This window comes from Micromonospora sp. NPDC005173 (assembly GCF_040608515.1).
In the GTDB taxonomy this organism is placed as follows: Bacteria; Actinomycetota; Actinomycetes; order Mycobacteriales; family Micromonosporaceae; genus Micromonospora.
Genome location: NZ_JBEXIK010000001.1, coordinates 450,169 through 472,178 on the forward strand (window position 1 = coordinate 450,169; position 22,010 = coordinate 472,178).

General features: G+C 73.7%; 20 protein-coding genes. 9 read left to right on the plus strand and 11 right to left on the minus strand.

Going from position 1 to position 22,010, the window contains the following annotated elements:
- Window position 1: 1 nt before the first annotated feature.
- Window positions 2–1,789 carry an HSP90 family protein gene (locus tag ABZV00_RS02190; RefSeq protein ID WP_355601349.1) on the minus strand — a complete coding sequence of 596 codons (1,788 nt, stop codon included), beginning with the start codon at window positions 1,787–1,789 and terminating at the stop codon, window positions 2–4.
- Between the two features lie 120 nt (window positions 1,790–1,909).
- Between ABZV00_RS02190 and ABZV00_RS02195 the strand changes: the two genes are divergently transcribed.
- Window positions 1,910–3,169, plus strand: coding sequence for an MFS transporter (locus tag ABZV00_RS02195; RefSeq protein ID WP_355601083.1), 1,260 nt, complete (start codon window positions 1,910–1,912; stop codon window positions 3,167–3,169).
- Here the strand turns inward: ABZV00_RS02195 and ABZV00_RS02200 are convergent.
- The gene (locus ABZV00_RS02200) at window positions 3,069–3,626 is read right to left on the minus strand and encodes a VanZ family protein (protein WP_355601085.1); all 558 of its coding nucleotides are present in this window, start codon (window positions 3,624–3,626) and stop codon (window positions 3,069–3,071) included. The two genes, ABZV00_RS02195 and ABZV00_RS02200, sit on opposite strands and share 101 nt — an antisense overlap.
- A gap of 9 nt (window positions 3,627–3,635) precedes the next feature.
- Window positions 3,636–4,793 carry an FAD-dependent oxidoreductase gene (locus ABZV00_RS02205; protein ID WP_355601087.1) on the minus strand — a complete coding sequence of 386 codons (1,158 nt, stop codon included), beginning with the start codon at window positions 4,791–4,793 and terminating at the stop codon, window positions 3,636–3,638.
- Window positions 4,794–4,900: 107 nt separating this feature from the next.
- On the opposite strand from ABZV00_RS02205, the gene ABZV00_RS02210 reads away from it, so the two are divergent.
- From ABZV00_RS02210 to ABZV00_RS02220, 3 genes are all read left to right on the plus strand, one after another.
- Window positions 4,901–5,482 carry a TetR family transcriptional regulator gene (locus ABZV00_RS02210; protein WP_355601089.1) on the plus strand — a complete coding sequence of 194 codons (582 nt, stop codon included), beginning with the start codon at window positions 4,901–4,903 and terminating at the stop codon, window positions 5,480–5,482.
- Between the two features lie 69 nt (window positions 5,483–5,551).
- A complete protein-coding gene (locus tag ABZV00_RS02215; RefSeq protein ID WP_355601091.1) occupies window positions 5,552–6,109 on the plus strand; it encodes a SigE family RNA polymerase sigma factor in 558 nt (185 codons plus the stop codon).
- Window positions 6,106–7,290 carry a hypothetical protein gene (locus ABZV00_RS02220; RefSeq protein ID WP_355601093.1) on the plus strand — a complete coding sequence of 395 codons (1,185 nt, stop codon included), beginning with the start codon at window positions 6,106–6,108 and terminating at the stop codon, window positions 7,288–7,290. Before ABZV00_RS02215 ends, ABZV00_RS02220 begins: the two co-directional genes overlap by 4 nt.
- Window positions 7,291–7,358: 68 nt before the next feature.
- Here ABZV00_RS02220 and ABZV00_RS02225 read toward each other — a convergent pair whose 3' ends face one another.
- The 3 genes from ABZV00_RS02225 to ABZV00_RS02235 form a co-directional block, all read right to left on the minus strand.
- On the minus strand, window positions 7,359–8,261 hold the full coding sequence (locus ABZV00_RS02225) for a sulfurtransferase (RefSeq protein ID WP_328422082.1): 903 nt from the start codon (window positions 8,259–8,261) through the stop codon (window positions 7,359–7,361).
- 87 nt (window positions 8,262–8,348) lie between these two features.
- A complete protein-coding gene (locus tag ABZV00_RS02230) occupies window positions 8,349–8,795 on the minus strand; it encodes a hypothetical protein (protein ID WP_355601095.1) in 447 nt (148 codons plus the stop codon).
- 2 nt (window positions 8,796–8,797) lie between these two features.
- Window positions 8,798–9,565, minus strand: coding sequence for an SGNH/GDSL hydrolase family protein (locus tag ABZV00_RS02235; protein ID WP_328422078.1), 768 nt, complete (start codon window positions 9,563–9,565; stop codon window positions 8,798–8,800).
- 287 nt (window positions 9,566–9,852) lie between these two features.
- Between ABZV00_RS02235 and ABZV00_RS02240 the strand changes: the two genes are divergently transcribed.
- The 4 genes from ABZV00_RS02240 to ABZV00_RS02255 all read left to right on the plus strand — a co-directional run bounded on the left by ABZV00_RS02240 (window position 9,853) and on the right by ABZV00_RS02255 (window position 13,270).
- Window positions 9,853–11,622, plus strand: a complete 1,770-nt coding sequence (locus tag ABZV00_RS02240) for a proline--tRNA ligase (protein ID WP_355601097.1) — start codon at window positions 9,853–9,855, stop codon at window positions 11,620–11,622.
- A 56-nt stretch (window positions 11,623–11,678) separates the two neighbouring features.
- Entirely contained in the window at window positions 11,679–12,104 is a 426-nt protein-coding gene (locus ABZV00_RS02245; RefSeq protein ID WP_328422074.1) for a CBS domain-containing protein, read from the plus strand.
- A 75-nt stretch (window positions 12,105–12,179) separates the two neighbouring features.
- Window positions 12,180–12,608, plus strand: coding sequence for a SufE family protein (locus ABZV00_RS02250; protein WP_355601099.1), 429 nt, complete (start codon window positions 12,180–12,182; stop codon window positions 12,606–12,608).
- Between the two features lie 20 nt (window positions 12,609–12,628).
- Window positions 12,629–13,270, plus strand: coding sequence for a DsbA family oxidoreductase (locus ABZV00_RS02255; RefSeq protein ID WP_355601101.1), 642 nt, complete (start codon window positions 12,629–12,631; stop codon window positions 13,268–13,270).
- 79 nt (window positions 13,271–13,349) lie between these two features.
- Here the strand turns inward: ABZV00_RS02255 and ABZV00_RS02260 are convergent, their stop codons facing one another.
- The 5 genes from ABZV00_RS02260 to ABZV00_RS02280 form a co-directional block, all read right to left on the minus strand.
- Window positions 13,350–13,898, minus strand: coding sequence for a YbaK/EbsC family protein (locus ABZV00_RS02260; RefSeq protein ID WP_328426197.1), 549 nt, complete (start codon window positions 13,896–13,898; stop codon window positions 13,350–13,352).
- A 95-nt stretch (window positions 13,899–13,993) separates the two neighbouring features.
- A complete protein-coding gene (locus ABZV00_RS02265; RefSeq protein WP_328422068.1) occupies window positions 13,994–14,188 on the minus strand; it encodes a hypothetical protein in 195 nt (64 codons plus the stop codon).
- A 37-nt stretch (window positions 14,189–14,225) separates the two neighbouring features.
- Window positions 14,226–15,008 (minus strand): NAD(P)H-binding protein, encoded by a 783-nt coding sequence (locus ABZV00_RS02270; RefSeq protein WP_355601103.1) that lies wholly within the window; start codon window positions 15,006–15,008, stop codon window positions 14,226–14,228.
- 135 nt (window positions 15,009–15,143) lie between these two features.
- Window positions 15,144–15,797, minus strand: a complete 654-nt coding sequence (locus tag ABZV00_RS02275) for a GAP family protein (protein WP_355601105.1) — start codon at window positions 15,795–15,797, stop codon at window positions 15,144–15,146.
- Between the two features lie 51 nt (window positions 15,798–15,848).
- The gene (locus ABZV00_RS02280; protein ID WP_355601107.1) at window positions 15,849–17,237 is read right to left on the minus strand and encodes an MFS transporter; all 1,389 of its coding nucleotides are present in this window, start codon (window positions 17,235–17,237) and stop codon (window positions 15,849–15,851) included.
- 249 nt (window positions 17,238–17,486) lie between these two features.
- Between ABZV00_RS02280 and ABZV00_RS02285 the strand changes: the two genes are divergently transcribed.
- Window positions 17,487–21,974 carry an HAD-IC family P-type ATPase gene (locus tag ABZV00_RS02285; protein WP_355601351.1) on the plus strand — a complete coding sequence of 1,496 codons (4,488 nt, stop codon included), beginning with the start codon at window positions 17,487–17,489 and terminating at the stop codon, window positions 21,972–21,974.
- Window positions 21,975–22,010: the final 36 nt, after the last annotated feature.

Genomic DNA, 22,010 nt, shown 5'->3' on the forward strand with positions numbered 1-22,010 from the left:
CTCACTCCTGTCCCGGCACGGCCCGGCCGAGCAGGCCGAGGAAGGAATCGTTCAGCAGCGCGGCGTCGGCCGCACGGATCGGATGGTGGCCGAGCAGCAACGCCTGCCCGTACAGCGCCTCGACGGCGAGCCCGACCAGCTCCGGGTCGGTCAGCGTGGTGACGCGGCGGACCAGCGGGTTGCGGTGGTTGAGCACCAACTGCGGGCGGTCCGGCGGGGCGGTGGCGGCGAGCGCGTCGAGCACCCCGCCCCACAGCTCGTCGGCCCGGTCCCGGCTGGCCGCGAGCTGGTCGTTGAACGCCGCGGACCGGCTGACCAGGTAGAGCGCCGGCAGCGAGACCGGGTCGTACGCCCGGATGACCACCTCGCAGCCGGAACGCTCGACGGCCCGCTGCGCGGCGGTGAGGAACGGCCGTAGCGCCAGCTCCACCTGCGGGTCGAGGCCTTCGAAGCGGGTGGTGAGGTCGCTCGGCTCCAGCCGCTCGATCAGCACCGAGCGGTCCACCACCGGCAGCCGCTCGATCAGCTCGGTGTCGTACGTGTAGCCGGCGTTGACCACCGCCAGGTCCTGCGCGGCGGCAACGGCGGCGAGCTGGCGGAACTCGTCGAGGCTCGCCGCGTAGCGGAGCACCCCGTAGCGCTCCCGGAACTCGGCGAGGGTGAGCGTGCCGACGTTGCTGTCCATCGGCCACCACCGGTCGACCAGCCGGAGCATCTCGTCGTCGTGCAACGCCAGCGCCTTCACGCCGAGGTGGTGCACCTGGAGGAACTCGGCCAACCGGTGCGGGTCGTGCCGCGCCAGCCGGACCAGCCAGCCGCGTACCTGGTCGCCGAGCGCCTCCCGGGTCTCGGTCAGCAGGGTGTCCTCGTAGAGGGCCTCCCGGCTGGCGGTGGGGCGCAGCTCGCTGGCGTCCACCACGCAGTGCGCGAAGAACGCCCAGTCCGGCAGCAGCCCGTCGGCGTTCTCGGTGAGCAGCATCCGCTTGAGGTATACCCGGTGCCCGGCTCGGGCCGCCGGGTTCACCGGGGTGGGCAGGATGACAGCGACACCGGTCAGCCCGGCCTCCGGTACGGCCAGCGGCAGCACGTCGAACGGGTCGACGCCGAGCGTCTCCCGGGCGTACCTGATCAGCGCCGCGCGGTCGACCGGTGCTCCCGACGTGGTCGGCCACGGCGGTTCGCCGGTGGTGGTGACCACGTCGCCGACCCGGACGGTGACCGGCAGCAGCGACCCGAAGAGCCGGGCCAGGTCGGTGACGGTCGGCGTGGTGAGCCACTGGTTGGCGTCGCGGCGGGGCACCAGCGTGACGGTGGTGCCCGGCTCGGCGCGGGCGGCCTCCGGCGGCGCCACCGTCACCGCGTAGCGGCCGTCGGCGTACCCGGTCCAGCGGACCGTGGGGTGCTCGCCGTGCCGGGTGAGCACCTGGATCTCGTCGGCCACCAGGAAGCAGGAGAGCAGGCCGATGCCGAACTGCCCGAGGAACTCGTGCCGGGAGAAGCCCAGCTCGTCCCGCTTGGAGCTGCGGCCGATGGTGGCCAGCAGCTCGTGCACCTGCGCCTCGGTCAGGCCGATGCCGGTGTCGTGCACCCGCAGCGTGCCGTCGCCGGTGATGTCCGGCGGCTCGATGCGGACCAGCGCGGGCGCGTCCGGCTCGGCGGCACGCCGGGCGGTGATCGCGTCCACTGCGTTCTGCAGCAGCTCGCGGACGTAGACCCGCGGGCTGCCGTAGAGGTGATGACTGAGCAGATCGACCACGCCACGGAGGTCGACCTGGAAGGTGTGGTCCACGCCTGAGTTCTCCCCGGTCCGGATGCCGGCGCCCACCGTACCGATGATCACCGCCGGGCGCGTCCCCCTTTCGCCCGGCGGCTTGACTCTCGACCCGGTCGAACCCGCACGGTCACCGGCATGACCTCCTCCGCTCTCGGTCGGGACTTCCGGCTGCTCTGGTCCGCCGCCGTCTCCTCCCGGCTCGGCGACGCGCTACGGACGCCAGCGCTGGCGCTGCTGGCCGCGACGCTCACCCGCGACCCCCGGATCATCGCGGCGGTCACCGTGGCCGGGCAGCTACCGCCGCTGCTCTTCGGCCTGCTCGGCGGCGTGTACGCGGACCGCTGGGACCGGCGGCGGACGATGGCCCTGGTGGACGGGGTCCGCGCGGCCGTGGTGGGGGTGCTGGCCGTGGCGGTCGCCCTCGACCGGGCCGGCATCCTGGTACTGCTGGTGGCCGCGTTCCTCCTCGCCGCGCTGGGCACCCTCTTCGACTCCGCCTCGTTCGCGCTGCTCCCCGCACTGGTGCCTCCGGCGGCGCTACCCCGGGCGAACGGCCGGCTCCAGGCGGGCACCGCGGTGGCCGGCGGTTTCCTCGGCGCGCCCGCCGCCGGCGTGCTCTTCGCCGTCGCCCCCGCCCTCCCGTTCACCATCGACGCCGTCACCTTCGCCGTGGCCGCCCTGCTCGTGCTGGCCCTCACCCCAACATCCGCTCCCCGCTTGGCGACGGGAGCGCGTCGCGGGTCGGTGTGGGGCGAGATCGTCGAGGGGCTGCGGTGGCTTCGCGCGCACCGGACACTGTGGCGGGTCACCCTGTTGGCGGCGGCGTGCAACCTGGCGATCAGCGGCGTGCTGGCGGTGCTGGTGCTCTACGCGCTGGACGTGTTGCGGGTGCCGCCGTCCGGGTACGGGCTGTTCGCCGCCAGTGCGATTCTCGGCGGCGTGGCAGGGGCGCTCGGGGCGGGTCGGCTCGCCGCCCGGTTCGGCACGGTGCCCGCGCTGTGCGCGGTGCTCGCCGCGCAGACCGTCGCGTTGACCGGGTTCGCGCTGGCCCGGCATCCGGTGCCGGGCGCGTTCGCGTTGGCCGTCTTCGCCGCCGGCACCGTGGTGTGGAACAGCCTGTGCGCGTCGTACGGGCAGCGGCACGTGCCGGCCGGGCTGCTCGGTCGAGTGGGTGCCGCCCAGCGGATGGTCGGGCTGCTCACCGCACCGGTCGGCGCGGCGCTCGCCGGGCTGGTCGCCGCGGCGTACGGAACGGTGCCGGTGGCGGGTGCGGCGGCCGGTACGTTCGCACTGGTCACCCTCGCGGCGTGGTGGACACTGCGGCCGGTGCCGCCGGCTGACGCGCCCACCAGCGGCGGGACAGCAGCCCGCCCAGAGCCGCACCCGTCGCGTTGAGCAGCACGTCGTCCACCGAGGAGACGCGGCCGAGGTCCAGCGCGTACTGGAGGGACTCGACCAGCAGCGAACCGGCCGCGCCGAGCAGAAAGAGCCGACCGACGCTGGTCAGCGCGGCGAGGCGTACCGGGGCGAAGAAGCCCAGGGCGGCGAAGACCAGCAGGTTGCCGACCACCTGAACCACCGCGGTCGTCGGCGGTCCGGTCAGCAGGTCGGCCAGGTCGCGCAGCGGCACCGGGTTGACCTGCCGTGGCGCGTCGCGCGGGTTGAGGATCATCCACACCCAGGGCAGGGTGCCGGCGACCGCGCCCACCTCGGCGATGCTGCGTCGCCACGCCTGACCGGCCGGCGCGGCCCGGCGCAGCCGGGCGAGGGCGGCGGTGACCAGGACCAACAGCGGCAGCCCGGCCAGCACGGCGAGCAGGACATCGCCCCAGTCCCGCCAGACCTGACCCACGGCCGCAGCCTAGCCCGGCGTCCGTTCCCGGTGGGACAGCCCGGACAGGCGCAGCGCGATCCGCCGACGGGCCGGCGGCACGACACCGAGCAGCCGGAGCAGCACGTCACGGACCGGCCGGCGGGCCGGGGAGAGGGTCGCCAGCCGGGTCAGCCCGGCGGCGAAGCTCAGCACGTCCTCCGCCATCGGGCGCTGCCGGGCCGTGTAGTCGTCGAGCAGCGTCTCCGGGCCGCCGTCCAGCACGTCGGCCAGCGCGGTGCCGAGGGCCACCGCGTCGCAGATGCCGAGGTTCATGCCCTGCCCGCCGGCGGGGCTGTGCACGTGTCCGGCGTCGCCGGCCAGCAGCACCGGCCCGGACCGGAAGGTGTCGGCGATCCGGTGGTGCACCCGGAACCGGGAACCCCAGAGCACCTCGGTGACCCGGTCGGGTCGCCGCGCCGGGCCGCGCTCGTCGAGCAGTGCCTGGAGGTAGGCCGGATCCGGCTCGGCCGGGGCCGTCGGCACGGCGGCGACCAGCCGGACCACCCCGTCCGGGAGCGGCGCCCAGATCAGCGGCCCGGAGCGGGCGAGGAAGAGCGCCGCCTCGTCGCGGGGCAGGCTGGTGTGCACCCGGATGTCGGCGAGCACAAAGGACTCCTCGTCGCTCGGGCCGGTGAAGCCAATACCGGCCAACCGCCGGACCGTGCTGTGCAGGCCGTCCGCGCCGACCACGAACCGGGCGCGCAGCGCCTCCCCGTCGATCTGCGCGAGCACCCCGTGGCCGTTCCGGCTCAGGCCGGTCAGCCGGCACGGCCGTCGCACCCGGACGCCGAGGTCGGCCAACTGCTCGGTGAGCACCGCCTCGGTGACCGCCTGGGAGACCATCAGCGCGTAGGGAAAACGGGACGGCAGTTGGTGGAACGGCACCGACAGCAGCACCCGGTCCCGGTCACGGACGGTGAAGCGCGGCGCTCGCACCCCCTGGGCCACCAACGGCGCCGCAGCGCCGATCCGGTCCAGCACCTCCAGGGTGTACGCGTGCACGACGGCCGCGCGGGAGGTCGACGGCGGGTCGGCCAGCTGGTCCAGCACGGTCACCTCGACCCCGCGTCGGGCCAGCGTCAGCGCGGTGGCGAGACCGGTGGGGCCGGCGCCCACCACCAGAACGTCCGTACTCGTGGGCAGCATGGCCACCTCCGGAACGATCGTTGCCAACACATGTTGGCAAACACTTGTTGGCAACGTTAGGTCGCCGCTCATTGTGAGTCAACAGTCGTTGGCATACGGTCGTTGACATGACAGCGCCCGCCCGCCCGACCCCTCCCCGCCGCTCGGACGCCACCCGGGCGGCGATCCTGCGGGCCGCTCGCGAACGGTTCGCCGCCGACGGGTACGAACGCGCCACGATCCGGGCCATCGCCGCCGACGCCCGGATCGACCCGTCGATGGTGATGCGCTACTACGGCAACAAGGAGGGGCTGTTCGCGGCGGCGGCCGAGTTCGACCTACGCCTGCCCGACCTGACCGCGGTGCCGCTCGGGCAACTGGGCGAGACGTTGATCCGGCATTTCCTCACCCGGTGGGAGGGCGACGAGACGCTGACGGCACTACTCCGTACCGCCAGCACCAATCCCGGCGCGGCCGAGCGCATGCGCGACATCTTCGCCGGCCAACTCATCGCGACCGTGGCCACCTTCGGCACCGACCCGGCAACCACCGCGCGCCGGGCCGGCCTGGTGGCCAGCCAGATCCTCGGCCTCGCCTTCACCCGCTACATCGTCCGCCTGCCGCCCATGGTGGACATGGATCCGGATGAGCTGGTTTCCTGGATCGCACCGACCCTCCAGCGCTACCTGACCGGGCTGCCGGAGAACTGACCCAACCTTTTCCCCCTCCCCGTGCGTCTGGCAGGTGACGCGGGAACGCGACGGCCGGGAGGTGGGCGGATGGGACCGGCGGCGGACGACGGACGCGAGGGTTACCTCGCCTTCGTGGAGAGCCACCAGCACCGGCTGCTGCGTGCGGCCTACCTGATCTGCGGCAACCAGCACCAGGCCGAGGACCTCCTCCAGGACGCGCTGCTGAAGCTGGCACTGCGCTGGACCTCGGTACGCGACGGCGACCCCGCCGCGTACGTGCGAACAATCCTCTACCGGGACGCGGTGTCGTGGTGGCGTCGCAGGCGTCGGGAATGGCTCAGCGCCGCACCCCCGGAGCAGGTGGCGCCCGACCGCGACGGCACGCTGCGGCTGACGATGCACCACGCGCTGGGCCAGTTGCCACCCCGGCAGCGGGCCGTGCTGGTACTGCGTTACTACGAGGACCTGACCGAGGTCGCCACCGCCGAAGCGCTCGGGGTGACCGTCGGCACCGTGAAGAGCCAGTGCCACGCGGCGCTGCGCCGGCTCCGCGAGGTGGCCCCGGACCTGGCTCGGGACGCCCGCTCGGGCCAGGTCCCGGCTGCTCCCGGAGACCTGGCCACCGGCCTGGAGGTGAACCCGTGAACGAGCAGGACCTACGTCAACTGCTGACGGTCAGCGTCGAGGACGTCCGGCCCAGCCACCCCGCGGTGGCCGGCTGGGAGCGGGCCCGGCGTACCCGGCGTACCCGACGGTCCGTCGGCGCGGCGGCCCTGGCCGTGGCGCTGATCGGTGGCGGCACGGTGGCCGCGATGCGACCGCCCGCCGATTCGCCGCCGGACCACTCGGTGGCGCCAACCGTCGTGCCCAGCCACGCCGGGCCGGTGGTGCGCGCCCCCGCCGAGCTGACCTTTCCGCGTGATCCGCTGTCCCGGCTCGGTGACCCGGCGACCGTGCCGCTCTCCGCCCGGCCGGTCCAACGGGCACTGGCGCTGTTCCAGCCGATCGACTTCGAGGAGTACCGCGCGGACGGCCCCGTCCGGGTGCTCGGGGACGACGGCGTGGTGCGCAGTCTCGACGTGGTGACTCCGGCGCCCACCCGGGACGAGGGCGGCAACCAGGCGCCCGCCCTGAAGTCGGGAGTGCTGTCGCCGGACGGCCGGTCAGCCGCATTCGCGCAGACCAACGAGCTGATCATGGTCGACCTCACCACGGCGACCGTGCGTCGCATCCCGCTTCAGGGCTACCTGGAACTGGTGGTCTGGGCGAACGACCGGGTGTTGGTCGGCGGCGACGACCGGACGTACGCGGTGGACCGGGTCTCCGGCGCGGCCAGCGAGCTCGACGTCTCGCTCTGGGACCTGGTCACGCCCGATCCGGCGGCCGGCCGCGAGGCGGCGCTGGTCGAGGTGAGCGGCATGCGGGACAACCTCATCCTGCGCAGCCGGACCGCCCGCGAGGGCACGATCCGCTCCGAACAGAAGGTCACCGGTGCCGCGCTGCCGGTGCCGTACCAGGTCAACGAGTTCTACGGCCGGGGTTGGCTGCACGGCGAACGCCTGGCCCGCTCGGCGTGGATCACCAGCAGCGAGATCGACGGTGCCGAGGGGGTGGCCGTGCTGGACGCTCGGACCGGTGCGGTGGCCCACGTGCTCGACCTGGGCCGGGACCGGTGGAAGGGCTGCTGCGAGGTGCTGGGCTGGGACAACCGCGGTGCCGTCCTGCTCCGCCTGCAACCGGGCGGCCTGGTGCGCTGGCACCCGGAGACCGGCGAGGTCACCGGCGTGGTCCGCGACCTGACCGGCATGGTGGCACTGGCCGGCTGAGCCCCGTCCCCGCGCAACCGGATGGTCGCGCGGGGACAGGTGCTCAGGGGGTCAGGCGGCAGTGCCGGTCAGGCGGCGAGGCCGCCGGGCTGGTCGCCCTTTGCGACGGGAGCTCGGACCAGGTTGCCCCACTCGGTCCACGAGCCGTCGTAGTTGCGCACCTGCGGGTAGCCCAGCAGGTGCCGCAGCACGAACCAGGTGTGGCTGGACCGCTCACCGATCCGGCAGTACGCGATCACGTCGTCGTCCGGGCTGAGCCCGAGCTGGTCGGCGTAGATCGCGCGCAACTCGTCGGAGGACTTGAACGTGCCGTCCTCGTTGGCGGCGGACTTCCACGGCTTGTTGACCGCACCCGGGATGTGCCCGCCGCGCAGCGCGCCCTCCTGCGGGTAGTCCGGCATGTGCAGCATCTCGCCGGTGTACTCGCCCGGGGACCGGACGTCGACCAGCGGCCGACCCACGGCGATGTGCGCCATCACCTGCTCGCGGAACGCCCGCAGCGGCGTGTCGTCACGCAGCGGCACCGGGTAGTCGGCGCGGGGGCGGGCCGGCTTGTCACGGGTCACCTCACGCCCCTCGGCGATCCACTTCTGCCGGCCGCCGTCGAGCAGCCGCACGTCGGCGTGGCCGAAGAGGGAGAACACCCAGAGGGCGTACGCGGCCCACCAGTTGAAGTTGTCGCCGTAGAAGACCACCGTGTCGCCCCGGCCGATGCCCTTGGCGGCGCACATCTCAGCGAAGCTCGTGGCTTCCAGGTAGTCCCGGGTCACCTGGTCGTTCAGGTCCAGGTGCCAGTCGACCTTGACGGCACCGGGGATGTGACCCGATTCGTAGAGCAGTACGTCCTCGTCGGACTCGACCACCACGAGGCCCTCGTCGCCCAGGTGCTCGGCCAGCCACTCGGTGGTGACCAGCCGCTGCGGGTCCGCGTACGACTGGAGGCGGGGATCAGGATCGCTCGGCACAGACATGATCCCCAAGTTACGCCGCGATTCGACCTGGCGGCCGGCCATCGGGGATCGGGAGCCGCGGATGTGGCGGGCGGCACGTCACGGTGGTCAGGCGCGACGGTGGGCGATCCGACCGGCGACCACAGTGACCAGGCAGGCACCGTCGGCGTCATGGACCGCCAGGTCGGCGCGCCCGCCCGGGTTCAGCGCCGACGGGACGGCAGCGGGCAGCACCACCAGGTCGCTCCGGTCGACGGCCGCCCGTAGCGCCGGGTCGGCGAGATGCTCGGCCAGCACCGCCGTCACCCCTCGCCGCAGCAACGCGTACACCCGCTCGCGCGGGGTGGGCGCCGCCGGCAGCGGGCCATCGTGCAGCAGCCCCGGGCCCAGCGTGCCGGGCCAGCGGCGGACCCGCGCCCCGGCGTACGCCCCGCTCAACTCGGAGAGCGGACCGACGGCCTCGACGCGGTCGCCGCTGACCACCACGGCGTGGTCCGGCACCGGCTCGCCGTCGGGGGTGAGCCGCAGCAGCGGCGCGGTGTGCAGGGTGAGCACGCTCAGTCGACGATCGGCCCGAGCAGCGGGCGCTTGGCGGTGACGGTGTCGCCGGAGGAGCGACCGGTCAGCCGCCGCTTGATCCACGGGGCCAGGTGCTGACCGGCCCAGCGCAGGTCGGCCGCACGGGCGGCCAGCCACGGCGACGGCGCCGGGTGCGGCGGGACCAGTAGCCACTCCTCGTCGCAGCCCACCCCGAGTGCGTTCAGCACCTGCCCGGCGACCCGCCGGTGCCCTGCAGCGGAGAGGTGCAGCCGGTCGGTGCTCCAGAGCATCGGGTTGAGGAAGGTGTCGTCGGCGTACAGGTCGACCAGGATGGCGCCGTGCCGCTCGGCGGTCTCACCGACTGCCTGGTTGAGCAGCTCCACCCGGGGGGCCACGAGGCGTTGCCCGGGCAGCCGGGCCATCACGTCGGCGAACCGGAAGAGCAGCACGTCCGCGCCGCCCGAGCGCAGCTGCCGGACCACGTCGTCGAAGCGGGCGACCAGTGCGTCCGGGTCGAAGGTGCGGCGCAGCACGTCGTTGCCACCGGCCGCGAAGCTGATCAGGTCGGGTTTCATCGCCACGGCGGCGGGCACCTGCTCGGCGACCACACCGGGGAAGAGTCGACCCCGGATGGCCAGGTTGGCGTAGCGGAAGTCGGGACCCGCCTCGGCGGCGAGCCGGGTCGCCACCAGATCCGCCCAACCCCGGTAGGTGCCGTCCGGGTAGGCGTCGTCCATACCCTCGGTGAAGCTGTCCCCGACCGCGACATAACTGCGCCAGCGCACCCGCGCCTCCCTCACGCCACTCGTTGCCTGCGGCGACCAGTCTGTCACCGGGGGCGCGGCGGGCGGTGCCCCGATTTGGACGACGTGGCGGAGGTCATTGGTCACACACGGGGTGGCCCGTCCCCGTGGTACGGGCCACCCCGCGCACCCGACGGTCAGTCGAGCGCGTTGATGATCTGCATGTCCCGGAGGCTCGCCGGCTCCGGCCGCTCGCCGACCCGACAGTCGTGCCGCACACGGGACCGAATTGGATCGCCGACCCGGCGCGACGGCTCTAGGCTGCGCGAATGCTGCTACGCATGTCGACCCTGCTGCTGCGAACCCTGCGCGAGGACCCGGCCGACGCGGAGGTGCCGAGCCACCGGTTGCTGCTGCGCGCCGGCTACATCCGTCGCGCCGCACCGGGCGGGTACACGTGGCTGCCGCTGGGCAAGCTGGTGCTGGACCGGATCACCGAGGTGGTACGCGGCGAGCTGATCGCGATCGGCGACCAGGAGGTGCACTTCCCGGCGCTGCTGCCGGCGGAGCCGTACCGGACCAGTGGCCGGTGGGCGGAGTACGGCGACGACATCTTCACCCTCGCCGACCGGCGCGGCGCCGAGCACCTGTTGGCGCCCACCCACGAGGAGATGGCGGCGCTGCTGGTCAAGGACCTGTTCACCTCGTACCGGGATTTCCCGGTGACGCTGTTCCAGGTGCAGACGAAGTTCCGGGACGAGGCGCGGCCGCGGGCCGGTCTGCTGCGCGGCCGGGAGTTCCTGATGAAGGACGCGTACTCCTTCGACCTGGACGAGGAAGGGCTGCGGGACGCGTACGGACGGCACCGGGCGGCGTACCGGCGGATCTTCGACCGGCTGGGGCTGGACTACACGGTGGTGCACGCGATGTCCGGGGCGATGGGCGGCTCGGCGTCGGAGGAGTTCCTGGCCGCGACACCGGTCGGCGAGGACACCTTCGTCGGCTGCACCGCCTGCGACTACGCGGCGAACACCGAGGCGGTCATCACCCGGGCGCCCGCCGCCGGCGATCCGGCCGCGCAGCCGGCCGTCGAGGTGCACGACACCCCCGAAACCCCGACGATCGCCAGCCTGGTGGCGCTGGCCAACGCCCGCCGACTGGGCGGCCGGGACGGCTGGACCGCCGCCGACACCCTGAAGAACGTCGTGCTGAGCGTGCGCCAGCCGGGCGCGGAGCGGGCCGAGCCGCTGGTGGTGGGGCTGCCGGGTGACCGGGAGGTCGACCTGAAGCGGGTCGGTGCCGCGCTGCACCCGGCCCAGGTGGCCGTCTTCGAGGAGTGGGCCGAGCATCCGGAGCTGGTTCGCGGGTACATCGGGCCGCAGTTGCTCGACAAGCTGGGCATCCGCTACCTGGTCGATCCGCGGGTGGTGCCCGGCTCGGCCTGGTTGACCGGGGCGAACGAGCCCGGCCGGCACGCGACGGACGTGGTCTGCGGACGGGACTTCACGCCCGACGGCACGATCGAGGCGGCCGACGTACGGGCCGGCGACCCCTGCCCCGACTGCGACCGCGGCGAGCTGACCATCCGGCGAGGCATCGAGATCGGGCACATCTTCCAGCTCGGCCGCCGATTCACCGACGCGTTCGCGGTCGACGTGCTCGGCCCGGCGGGCAAGCCGGTCCGGCCGACCATGGGCTGCTACGGCATCGGGGTCTCCCGGGCGGTAGCGGCGATCGCCGAGCAGCACCACGACGACCGGGGACTGGTCTGGCCGGCGGCGGTCGCGCCGTGCGACGTACACCTGATCGTGGCGGGCAAGGGACCGCAACTCGACGCGGCGCTGGAGCTCGGCAGGCTGCTCGACGCCGCCGGCCTGCGGGTGCTGGTCGACGATCGGACGCACGTCTCGGCCGGGGTCAAGTTCACCGACGCCGAGCTGATCGGCATCCCGCGCGCCGTCGTGGTCGGCCGCCGACTGGCCGACGGGTACGTCGAGTTGCGCGAGCGGTCCGGCGACGGGCGCACCGAGATGCACGTGGACGGTCTGGTGGAACGACTGGTCCACGAGGTACGCCGCGAACGTGGGAACCTGGTGTAGCGACCGCGTCACGGGGTACCGCAGTTCGATCGGTGAAAACGTCTTCGGAGGCTCTCATGACCAGTTACCGGGTCAGCGACGTGATGACCAAGCAGGTCGTGTACCTGTCGGCGGAGACCACCCTGGACGAGGCGGCCAGGGTGATGAAGGAGGCGGACATCGGCGACGTGGTGGTCACCGACGGCGCCAGCCTCGCCGGCATGCTCACCGACCGGGACATCGTGGTCCGGGCGGTGGCCGAGAACCGCTCGCCGACTGCCACCACCATCGGCTCGATCGTCACCCGCGAGGTGGTCATGATCGAGCAGCACTGCACGGCCGGCGAGGCGGCGACGCTGATGCGCGACCGGGGCATCCGGCGAGTGCTGGTCTGCGACACCGACCGCAAGCTGGTCGGGATCGTCTCGCTCGGCGACCTGGCCATGCAGCTCGACCCCACCAGCGCCCTCAGCGAGATCAGCGAGCAGTCTCCCACCGTCTGAACCGCAAACAAGGGCCCCTTCTGATCGCCTCGGGTAGCGGGAAGGGGCCCTTACCAACGGCGGTAGCCTCGACACATGGCTGACATGCCGGCCCGACTGGCCGAGATCGTCGACGAATTCGCCGCCGCGCCGCGCGACCTGGTGCTGGAGATGCTGCTCGAGTACGCCGACGTCATCCCGCCGCTCCCGGTCGACGCCGTCGAGCGCGAGGGCATGGAGCAGGTGCCGGAATGCCAGACGGCGTTCTTCCTGCGTGCCCGGGTGACGCCGGAAAAGACCGTCGAGACGCTGTTCGACTGCCCGCCGGAGGCGCCGACCACCCGGGCGTTCGCCGGGATCCTCGCCGAAGGGCTGGCCGGCGCGAGCGCCGAGGAGGTGCTGGCCGTGCCGGACGACCTCTACCAGCGGATGGGCCTGGCACAGGCGATCAGCCCGCTGCGGATACGCGGTGGCACCGCGATCCTGGGCCGGCTCAAGCGGCAGGTCCGGGAACAACTCGGCTGAGCTGGGAGTTGGCACCGATCATGGAGATCGAGATCTACGCGGACGTCGTCTGCCCGTGGTGCTACATAGGCAAGCGCCGGCTGGAGGAGGCCCTCGCCAGCTACGACGGCGAGGTGACCGTCCGCTACCGGCCGTTCCAGCTCGACCCGTCGGCGGTGTCCGAGCCCCGTCCGCTGCTGGAGGCCATGGCCGCCAGGTTCGGCGGTGCGGAGCGGGCGCGGCAGATGTTCGCTCACGTGACCGAGGTCGCGGCGGGTGACGGGCTGCGGCTGGACTTCGACCGTGCGGTCACCGCGAACACGTTCGAGGCGCACCGGCTGGTCTCCTACGCCACCGACCACGGCCTGGCGGCCGAGATGGTCGAGGCGCTCTACCAGGCGTACTTCACCCAGGGCGTCGACGTCGGCTCCCGGGACGCACTGGCCACGGTGGCCGGCGGGATCGGCCTGGACGTCGCCGACGTGCGCCGGTTCCTCGACTCCGACCAGCGGACCGCAGACGTCACCGCCGCGTTGGCCGCCGCCCGGGACCTGGGCATCACCAGCGTGCCGACCTTCGTGCTGGCCGGAAAGTACGCGGTCAGCGGCGCCCAGGAGACGCCGACGCTGCTCGCTGCGCTCGCCGAGGTCGAGCAGCGCGAATCGGCGGCGCACTCGCACTGATCAGGCCGCGACCGACCAGGCACCCCGGCATCGACCGACGTGATGTTTCACGTGCAACAGCATCGATGCCGATGCCCGGTCAGGCCGGCCTGGCCAGGCCCTCCACCACCTGCGCTCCGGGCAGCGCACCCAGCGCCGGCCCGGGCAGCGCGATCTTGCTGTGCCGTACGCCGGAACCGATGATCACGTGTGGTGTGGCGATCACCCGCGCGTCAACCAGGATCGGCCACTGCGCCGGCAGCCCGATCGGGGTTATCCCGCCGTACTCCATGCCGGTCAACTCGACCGCGTCGTCCATCGGGGCGAAGCTCGCCTTGCGAACATCCAGCGCCCGGCGGGCCACCCCGTTCACGTCGGCCCGGGTGGTGGCCAGGACGATGCAGGCCGCGTAGCGGACCACACCCTCGCGCTTGCCGGCCACCACGACGCAGTTTGCCGACACGTCCAACCCCACCTCGTACGCCGCGCAGAAGGCTGCGGTGTCGGCGAGGTCGGCGTCGATCGGCGCGACCAGCACGTCGTCGACGTCCACCGGCGCGTCGGCCGGCCACTCGGAGATGGCCGTCGCCACCGGCGGGGCGAGCAGGTCGAGGCGGGCACGGGCCGGTTCGGTCTTCAGCGTTCCCATCACGGGTGCGATCCTCGCACCCGCCACGCCCGAACCGCTTGGCGACTCCCGAGCCGGCACGCGGACCACCCGTCCGTGCCGAACCGACCGGCGGCTCAGCTACCGGCGAGGAACGCGTTCTCGCGCAGGAAGGTGCGGTCACGGGAAGCGGCCAGTTCCTCGGCCCGCAGGGCCTTGGCCCGCTGCAACTCCAGGTCCTCCAGCGCGTGCCGGACACCCAGCCGGATCACGCCGTAGAGGAAGACGAAACCGGCGACGTAGAGAATGACGGTGATAACGACAGCGAACATGGCGTCACCGTAAGGCGAATGTGAACCCGGTTTCCTCTCATCTCTGCCGGGGTCCCCCGTACGTGTCAGCGAGGTGGTCGGCCCAGGTGCGAACGCCCCGGGGCAACGCCTCGGTGACCAGGCCACCCGCGCGCAGCTCGCGGCCGAGGCGGCCGGGGATTCGCACCGGTAGCAACGGTCGGCGTGCACCCCGGGCCTGCCGCCAGGCGTGGACCGCCTCGTCGAAGCGGAGCACCTGCGGCCCGCCGTACTCCTCGATCGAGCCCAGCGGGCCGGCGACCAGCCGGGCCGCCAACCGGGCCGCCACCTCGGCCGGGTCGACCGGCTGGGCGAGCACCGCCCGGTCCCCGATCACCGGCCCCAGCCGCGCGCTGGCGGTCAGCATGTCGTCCAGGAACTGCGGGAACTGGGTGGCCCGCAGCACCGACCAGGGCACCTGGCCGGCCGCGATCACCTGCTCGGCGGCGAGTTTGTGCCGGTAGTACGGGATCGGCACCCGGTCCACTCCGACGATCGAGGTGTAGACCAGGTGCTGGACGCCCGCCGCGCCGGCCGCGACCACCAGCCGACGGGTGCCGAGCACGTCCACCTGGTAGGTCTGCCGGCCCCGGGGAGAGGAGGCCAGGTGCAGCACCGCATCCATCCCGGCGACCGCCTCGGTCAGCCCGTCCCCGGTGGCCAGGTCGGTCACCACCCATTCCACCCCGGAGCCGGTACGCGGCCGCCTGCTGGTGGCCCGGACGCTGACCCCGTCGTCGCGCAGCCGGGCCAGCACCGCGTGGCCCAGGTGGCCGCCCGCCCCGGTGACCAGAACCCTCATCCCGTCCTCCCGTCCCGCCGCGAACCACGGCATACGCCGGCCCACCGATCCGTCCGGCGCCCGGTCCGCGCCGCCTCTGGGCCCACCCGGTGATGACGGCATCCTGGGCAGACCCGTGACCGGTTGTGCGGCGGCTCACCCCGAGCGAGCCAGGTCCAGCACGGTCAGCAGCGCGAAGAACCCGATCAGCACCTCGTTGACCACCCAGGCGTGCCCCTCGGCCCACTCACGCATCCGGGCCAGCACCCTCGCGGCGCGATGCCCGAGCACCAGCAACGCCAGTAGCGGCAGGGCCAGCAAGGTCACCGTGAGCAGCACGAACGGCAGTAGATGCCACCACGGCAGGTTGTGCCGGGCCACGCTCGCCCCGACGGCGGCCATGGTCAGGTCGTCGGTGGGCGTCACCACGAAGAGCAGCGCGCCCAGCCGCAGCGCCCGGCCCGGATCGGCGTGCCCGATCCTCCCCAGCCACCGCGGCGGCCCGGACCGGTGCCGACGCAGCCAGACCACCACGGCCAGGATGAGCAGCAGGGCGAGCACCACCAGGTCGATGGCCGGGCCGTGATCGACCCGGCCGGCGACGGCGCTGGCGTCGGTGGCCACGCCGCCCACCAACCGGGTGAGCAACCAGCTCACGGTCACCCCGACGGCGACCACCAGCCCGGCACCGGCGAGGAAGCCCAGCGACGCCGCGCGGGGCCGGTCGGACGAGGCGAGAAAGACCGCTACGACCAACTGGGTCCCGGCGACCATCACCACGGCCAGTGGCAGGACGGCAAGGAAACTCATCGCCCGCCATCCTCCCGGCCGACCGGGGCCGGGCGCCGCCGAACCTGCGGATCACCCGCCCAGCCGCGCGCTCCCGCCCACCACCACCCGGCCGGCCAGCAACGCACCGAGCAGCGCCAGGCCGGCGGCGACCACCAGCGTCGCCGCATAGCTGGCCGGGCCCGGCGCGCTACCGGCCGCCAGCACCGCCCCGGTGAGCGCCAGTACGGTCGCCGCGAAGAGTGAGTCGCCCAGTTGCAGCGAGGAGCTGTTGCGGCCCTGCTCGCCGGGGGCGGACAGCTCCAGGGTGAGCACCGACAACGACGGGTAGAGCAGCCCCATGCCGAGGCCGGCGACCGCCCAGCCCAGCACGGCGACGGCCACCGGCAGTTCGGGCCAGACGGCCAGCGCCACCGTGGCGGTACCGACCGTGATGCAGCTCAACCCGGCTCGGGGCAGGCTGGCGCGGGAGGCCGGCAACGGGATCCGGCCCTGTACCCAGGAGCCCACCGACCAGGCCAGTGCGCCGACGGTGAGGACCAGCCCGGCGGCGGTCGGCGACAGACCTCGCTCCCGGGAGAGCATCAACGGGATGACGACCTCGGCGCCGACGAACGCCGCCGAGGCCAGACCCCGCAGCCCGATCACGGTGGGCAGCCCTCGGGCCGCCCGGAGGAACCCGGCCGGCAGCAGGCGCGGGGCGCAGACCAGCAGGCCGGTCACGGCGAGCGCGATCAGTGCCAGGGCGGCCGCGCCGCGCTGCTGTCCCCCGATGTGCAGCAGTGCGGCGCTCGCCCCCGCCCCGCACGCCCAGCCGATCCGGGCCACGGCGCCGGCCGGCGGCCGGGTCGGCGCACTCCGTTCGAGTGAGCGCAGGCCGGGGTGGACCAGCAGCACCGCCGGCACCGCCACCGCCGGCACCGCCAGGAAGACCCACCGCCAGCCCAGGTGCTCCACGATCAGGCCGGCCAGCGCCGGCCCGACCAACGACGGGACGACCCACGCCGCCGCGAACGCGGCGAAGATCCGCCGGTGCAGTTCCTCCGGGTACGCGTGCCCGACGATCACGTAGAGCGCCACTGAGAGCAGCCCGGAGCCGAACCCCTGCACCACGCGGCCGACGACCAGCGCCTCCATCACCGGGGCGGTCCCGGCGATCAGCAGCCCGACCACGAACCAGGCGACGCCGTGCCACATCGCCGCCCGGGGTCCTCGTGCGTCGCACCAGATTCCAGAGATCACCATGGCCAGCACGCCCGCAGCGAACGAGCCGCCGAACGCGATCCCGTACAGCGCCAGCCCGTCCAGGCTGCGAGCGACGGTCGGCATTGCCGTGCCGACCGCCAGCGCCTCGAACGCGAGCAGCGAGATCAGCGCGACGCTGCCCACCGTCATCGCCCGCAGTCGGGGTGCGAACAACCCCGGAGGGGCCGGTACGACGGTGGCGGATGGGCTCAGCATGGACCGAGCCTGCGACCTCAACCCGGATTCATGTCAATCACGGGTGACGCGGCTCTCGTCGGGGATCCCACCGCCCACCCCCGTCCATCCGACGGCGACGACGGAAAGTTCCCCTGCTCCGAGGGCATAACGGATGCCAGGTCGGGAAGCCAGGCCGCCGGACGCGAGGCGGTGGGAGGACGAGATGGCCGAGGGCAGGACCTGTATCAGCGGGGAGTCGGGCCGGCGTCCGTCCAGCCGTACGCCTCGATGACGGCGGCGGGTCGCGCGGTCGGCCGCCTCCTGCCGTCCATCGGCGTGCCGCACCTGGTCAGCGAGGCGTCCCGGACCGTGGGCTCGGCCGCGACCCGGCTGGCCCGGACGGCCGGGCTGACCCGGCGTCGGATCTGGTCCCGACCTGGTCGCCACCACATCGAGGTGCACGGCGTCTGCCAGGACGGCGGCGACCGGCTGGCCCGGCAGGTGGAGGGCGCGCTGGAGCAGATGCCCGGGGTGGCCTGGGCCCGGGTGAACGCCCCGTCCGGCCGGGTGGTGGTCGCTGTGCAGGATCCCGAGCCGAAGCTGCGCGACCTGATCGCCAATATCGCCCGGGTCGAGCAGACCTGCGACCACGCGCCTGACCCGGAGATCCCGCCGCCACACCCACCGGAGGACGGGCCCCGGACGCCACGCACCCTCGGGGGGCTCGCCTCGGACGCGCTGGGCCTGACCATCTCGGCGGCCACCCGGATCCTGCCGTTCGCGCCGGTGCCCGGCGAGGTTGTCGGGCTGCTCGGCGCGGTGGACCTGCAACCGAAGCTGCACGCGTTCGCCAGCCGGGGGCTGCGCGCCGACCCTCGCGCCGACATTCTCTTTCCGCTCGCCGAAGCGGTGGTGCAGGGTCTGGCGGGCGGCTGGGCGGGGATCGTCGTGGACGGCGCCCAACGGATCGTGCAGTGGGGCGAGGCGCGGGCCCAGCTCTCCGCGTGGGAGCGGGCCGAGCCACAGCTGACCGGTGAGCCGGAGCGCGCCACCGCGCGCTGGCTGGGGAACGACCGCCCCCGGCCGAAGCCGGACGGCCCGGTCGAGCGGTACATCAACCGGTCGCTGGCCGCCGGCGCGGCAGCCGCTGCGGCGGCGGTGCCGTTCGCCGGGCACAAGCGGGCCGCCGCGCTGGGCCTGTCCGCGTTGCCCAAGGCCCCAGGCAGCGGGCGCGAGGGGTACGCCGCCCAACTCGGCCAGATCCTGGCCAGACGCGGGGTTATCGCCATGGACCGCAGCGTGCTGCGGGAACTGGACCGGATCGACACGCTGGTGCTGGACGCCGCGGTGCTCGGCTCGGACCGGGGCGTGCTGGCCGACCTCGCCCCGGTGCCCGGAGCGGACGTCGACCAGGTGGCGGAGCGGGCGTTCGCGCTGTTCGACCCGGCTGATCCGGCCGGCTCGCGGGCGGTGGACGGCTGGCGGCTCGGACCGCTGGACCAGTTGCCCGCCGGCGACCCGGGTGACATCCCGGACCGGGAACGGTTGCGAGCCGCGGGTGGCCAACTACTCGGCCTGGTACATGACGAACGGCTCGTCGCGTTGTTGCGCGTCGAGCCGGAGCCCGCGCCGGGCGTCAACGGCCTGCCGGCCGCCGCCCGACACGCCGGCCTGCGGCTGGTCGTGGCCGGCGGTGACGAGCAGCGGTACGGCTTCGCCGACGCGATGCTGCCGGGCGGGGACCAGCTGACTGAGTCGGTACGCGCGTTGCAGCGCGACGGCGCCGTGGTGATGCTGGTGTCCTCCGACCGACCGGCGCTCGGTGCGTCCGACTGCGGCCTCGGGATGTTCAGACCGGAGGAGCTGCCTCCATGGGGAGCGCACCTGCTGGTCGGCGCGGATTTGCGGGTGGCTGCTCTGATGGTCGAGGCGACCGGAGTGGCCCGGCGAATGACCGGGCAGAACATCCGGCTGGGCCTGGCCGGCACCGGTCTCGGTGCGCTGGGCGCGTTCACCGCCGCACCAACCCAGTTGCCCGTCCGAACGCTGGTCGCGGTGAACGGCGCGGCCGGGCTGGCCTTCGCACACGGCGTGTGGCGGGCCCGGCGGCTGCCCGACCAGTCGGACACTCCGGCACCGGTGGCGACCGCCTGGCACCTGATGCCGGTCGGCGCCGTGTTCGACCGGCTCAGCACCGGGCCGGACGGCCTGGACAACGCGGAGGCGCAGCGTCGCCGCGACGGGCACGGCGCGAGCGGCGGCGAGGCACCCGGAAACGGTGGCCTGCTGCGCGCCTTCGTCGACGAGCTGGCCAACCCACTCACCCCGGTGCTGGCCGCCGGGGCGGTGCTCTCCGCGTCGTTCGGCTCGCTGGTCGACGCCGCGCTGGTGGGCGGCGTGGTCGGCGGGTCCGCCATGATCGGGGCGGTGCACGAGCGCAACACCGAACGGTCGCTGGCGGAGCTGCTGTCCCGTTCGGCGGTGACCGCCCGGGTCCGCCGGGACGGCGCTGAGCGGGTGGTCGCCGCCGAGGACCTGGTCCTCGGGGACGTCATCGCCGTCGAGCCGGGTGACTCGGTGCCCGCCGACTGTCGGGTGCTGGAATCGGTGGGGCTGGAGGCGGACGAGTCATCGCTGACCGGCGAGTCTCTGCCGGTCGCCAAGACCGACCGACCGGTGGTCGCCGCCGCCGTCGCCGACCGGCGCTCGATGTTGTACGAGGGCACCACCGTCGCCGCCGGGCACGGCACGGCCGTGGTGGTGGCCACCGGCTCCGACACCGAGGCCGGGCGCAGCCTGGCGCTGGTCCGGCAGGCGCCTCCGAGCAGTGGGGTGGAGGCCCGACTTGGTTCGTTGACCAGCCTTGCCATCCCGTTGGCCGCCGGTTCGGCGGTGGCGGTGGCCGGCGCGGGTCTGCTCCGGGGCGTACCCCTGGTCGAGACGGCGGCGACCGCCGCGAACCTCGCCGTTGCGTCGGTGCCGGAGGGGTTGCCGTTCCTGGTCAGCGCGGCACAGCTGGCCGCCGCCCGGCGGCTGGCCGAGCACGGCGCGTTGGTCCGCAACCCGCGCACCATCGAGGCGCTCGGTCGGGTGGACGTGCTCTGCTTCGACAAGACCGGCACCCTCACCGAGGGCCAGTTGCTGCTCGCCGGGGTCGGCGACGGCGTGGCCGACCGGTACGCCCCGGTGGACCGGCTCGACGATCGGCTCCGGATGACGCTGGCCGCGGCGTTGCGGGCCACCCCTGCCGCAGCCAACCCGGAGGAGCTGGCGCTGCATACCGACCGCGCGGTCCGGAAGGGTGCCGCGGCGGCGGGGGTGGTGGAGCAGACCGGTGCCCATGGCTGGCAGGCTGCCGGCGGGCTGCCGTTCGAGCCGTCCCGCGGGTACCACGCGAGCGTCGGGGAGACCGACGGTCACCTGCTGTTGAGCGTGAAGGGCGCCCCGGAGTCGGTGCTGCCGCGCTGTTCGGCCCGGCGCACCGATGGCCGCCAGGAGCCGCTGGACGACGCCGGCCGCGCGGAGCTGCACCGGGTGCTCGCCGACCGGGCCGGGGCGGGGCACCGGATCCTGGCCGTCGCCGAGTGCCAGGTGGACGACCCGAAGGTAACCGACGGGGACGTCCGAGGGCTGACCTTCGTGGGTTTCCTGGCCCTCGCGGACGGGGTCCGGGAGAGCGCCGCCCCGGCGGTACGCCGGATCCGGCAGGCCGGCGTGCACACCATCATGATCACCGGGGATCATCCGGCGACCGCCGCGGCGATCGCCGCCACCATCAGCGAGCACGACGAGCAGCGAGTGGTCACGGCCGGCGAGCTCGACCAGTTGGACGACGAGGCACTCGCCGAGCGGTTGGTCCGCACGGACGTGGTGGCCCGTTGCACCCCGACGCACAAGGTTCGGATCATCCAGGCGTTGCAGAAGTGCGGGCGGACCGTGGCGATGACCGGCGACGGCGCCAACGACGCCCCGGCGATCCGGCTGGCCGACGTGGGCATCGCCCTCGGTCAACGAGGCACCCCGGCCGCGCGGGCCGCCGCCGACCTGGTGGTCACCGACGACCGGCTGGAGACCATCATCGCCACCCTGGTCGAGGGTCGGGCGATGTGGTCGTCGGTGCGGCACGCGCTCAGCATCCTGGTTGGCGGCAACCTCGGCGAGATCGCATTCAGCGTGCTCACCGCCGCGGCGACCGGCCGCTCCGCGCTCACCGGACGGCAGCTACTCCTGGTCAATCTGCTCACCGACCTGGCTCCGGCGCTGGCCATCGCGATCCGCCCGCCCGCCTCGGACCGCACCGACAGCCTGCTCCGGGAAGGCCCGGACGCGTCGCTCGGCGAGACCCTCACCAAGGAGATCGGGCTGCGCGCGGCTGCCACCACGCTGGGCGCCACCGCCGGCTGGACGCTGGCCCGGTACACCGGCCGCCGTCGGCGGGCGGGCACGGTCGCGCTGGTCTCCCTGGTCGGCACCCAGCTCGGCCAGACGGTCCTGGCTGGCGGCACCAGTCCGGCGGTGCTGGCGTCCACGGCGGCGTCGCTGGGGGCGATGGTCGTGGTAGTGCAGACACCGGGGTTGAGCCAGTTCTTCGGTTGCACGCCGATCGGACCGGTCGGTTGGACCATCGGGGCCGGATCAGCGCTCGGCGCCACCTTCGCCAACGGCGCACTCACCAAGCTGGTGGAGCACCTGCCGCAGGCCCGGCCCGACACCGCGGTGCGGCCGGCGGCGGACGACGGCGGGGCGGGCGGGTCCACGGGCGCACCGCCCGCCTGACCGTCGCACCGCCCTCCTGGCCGCCGGCGGACGGTC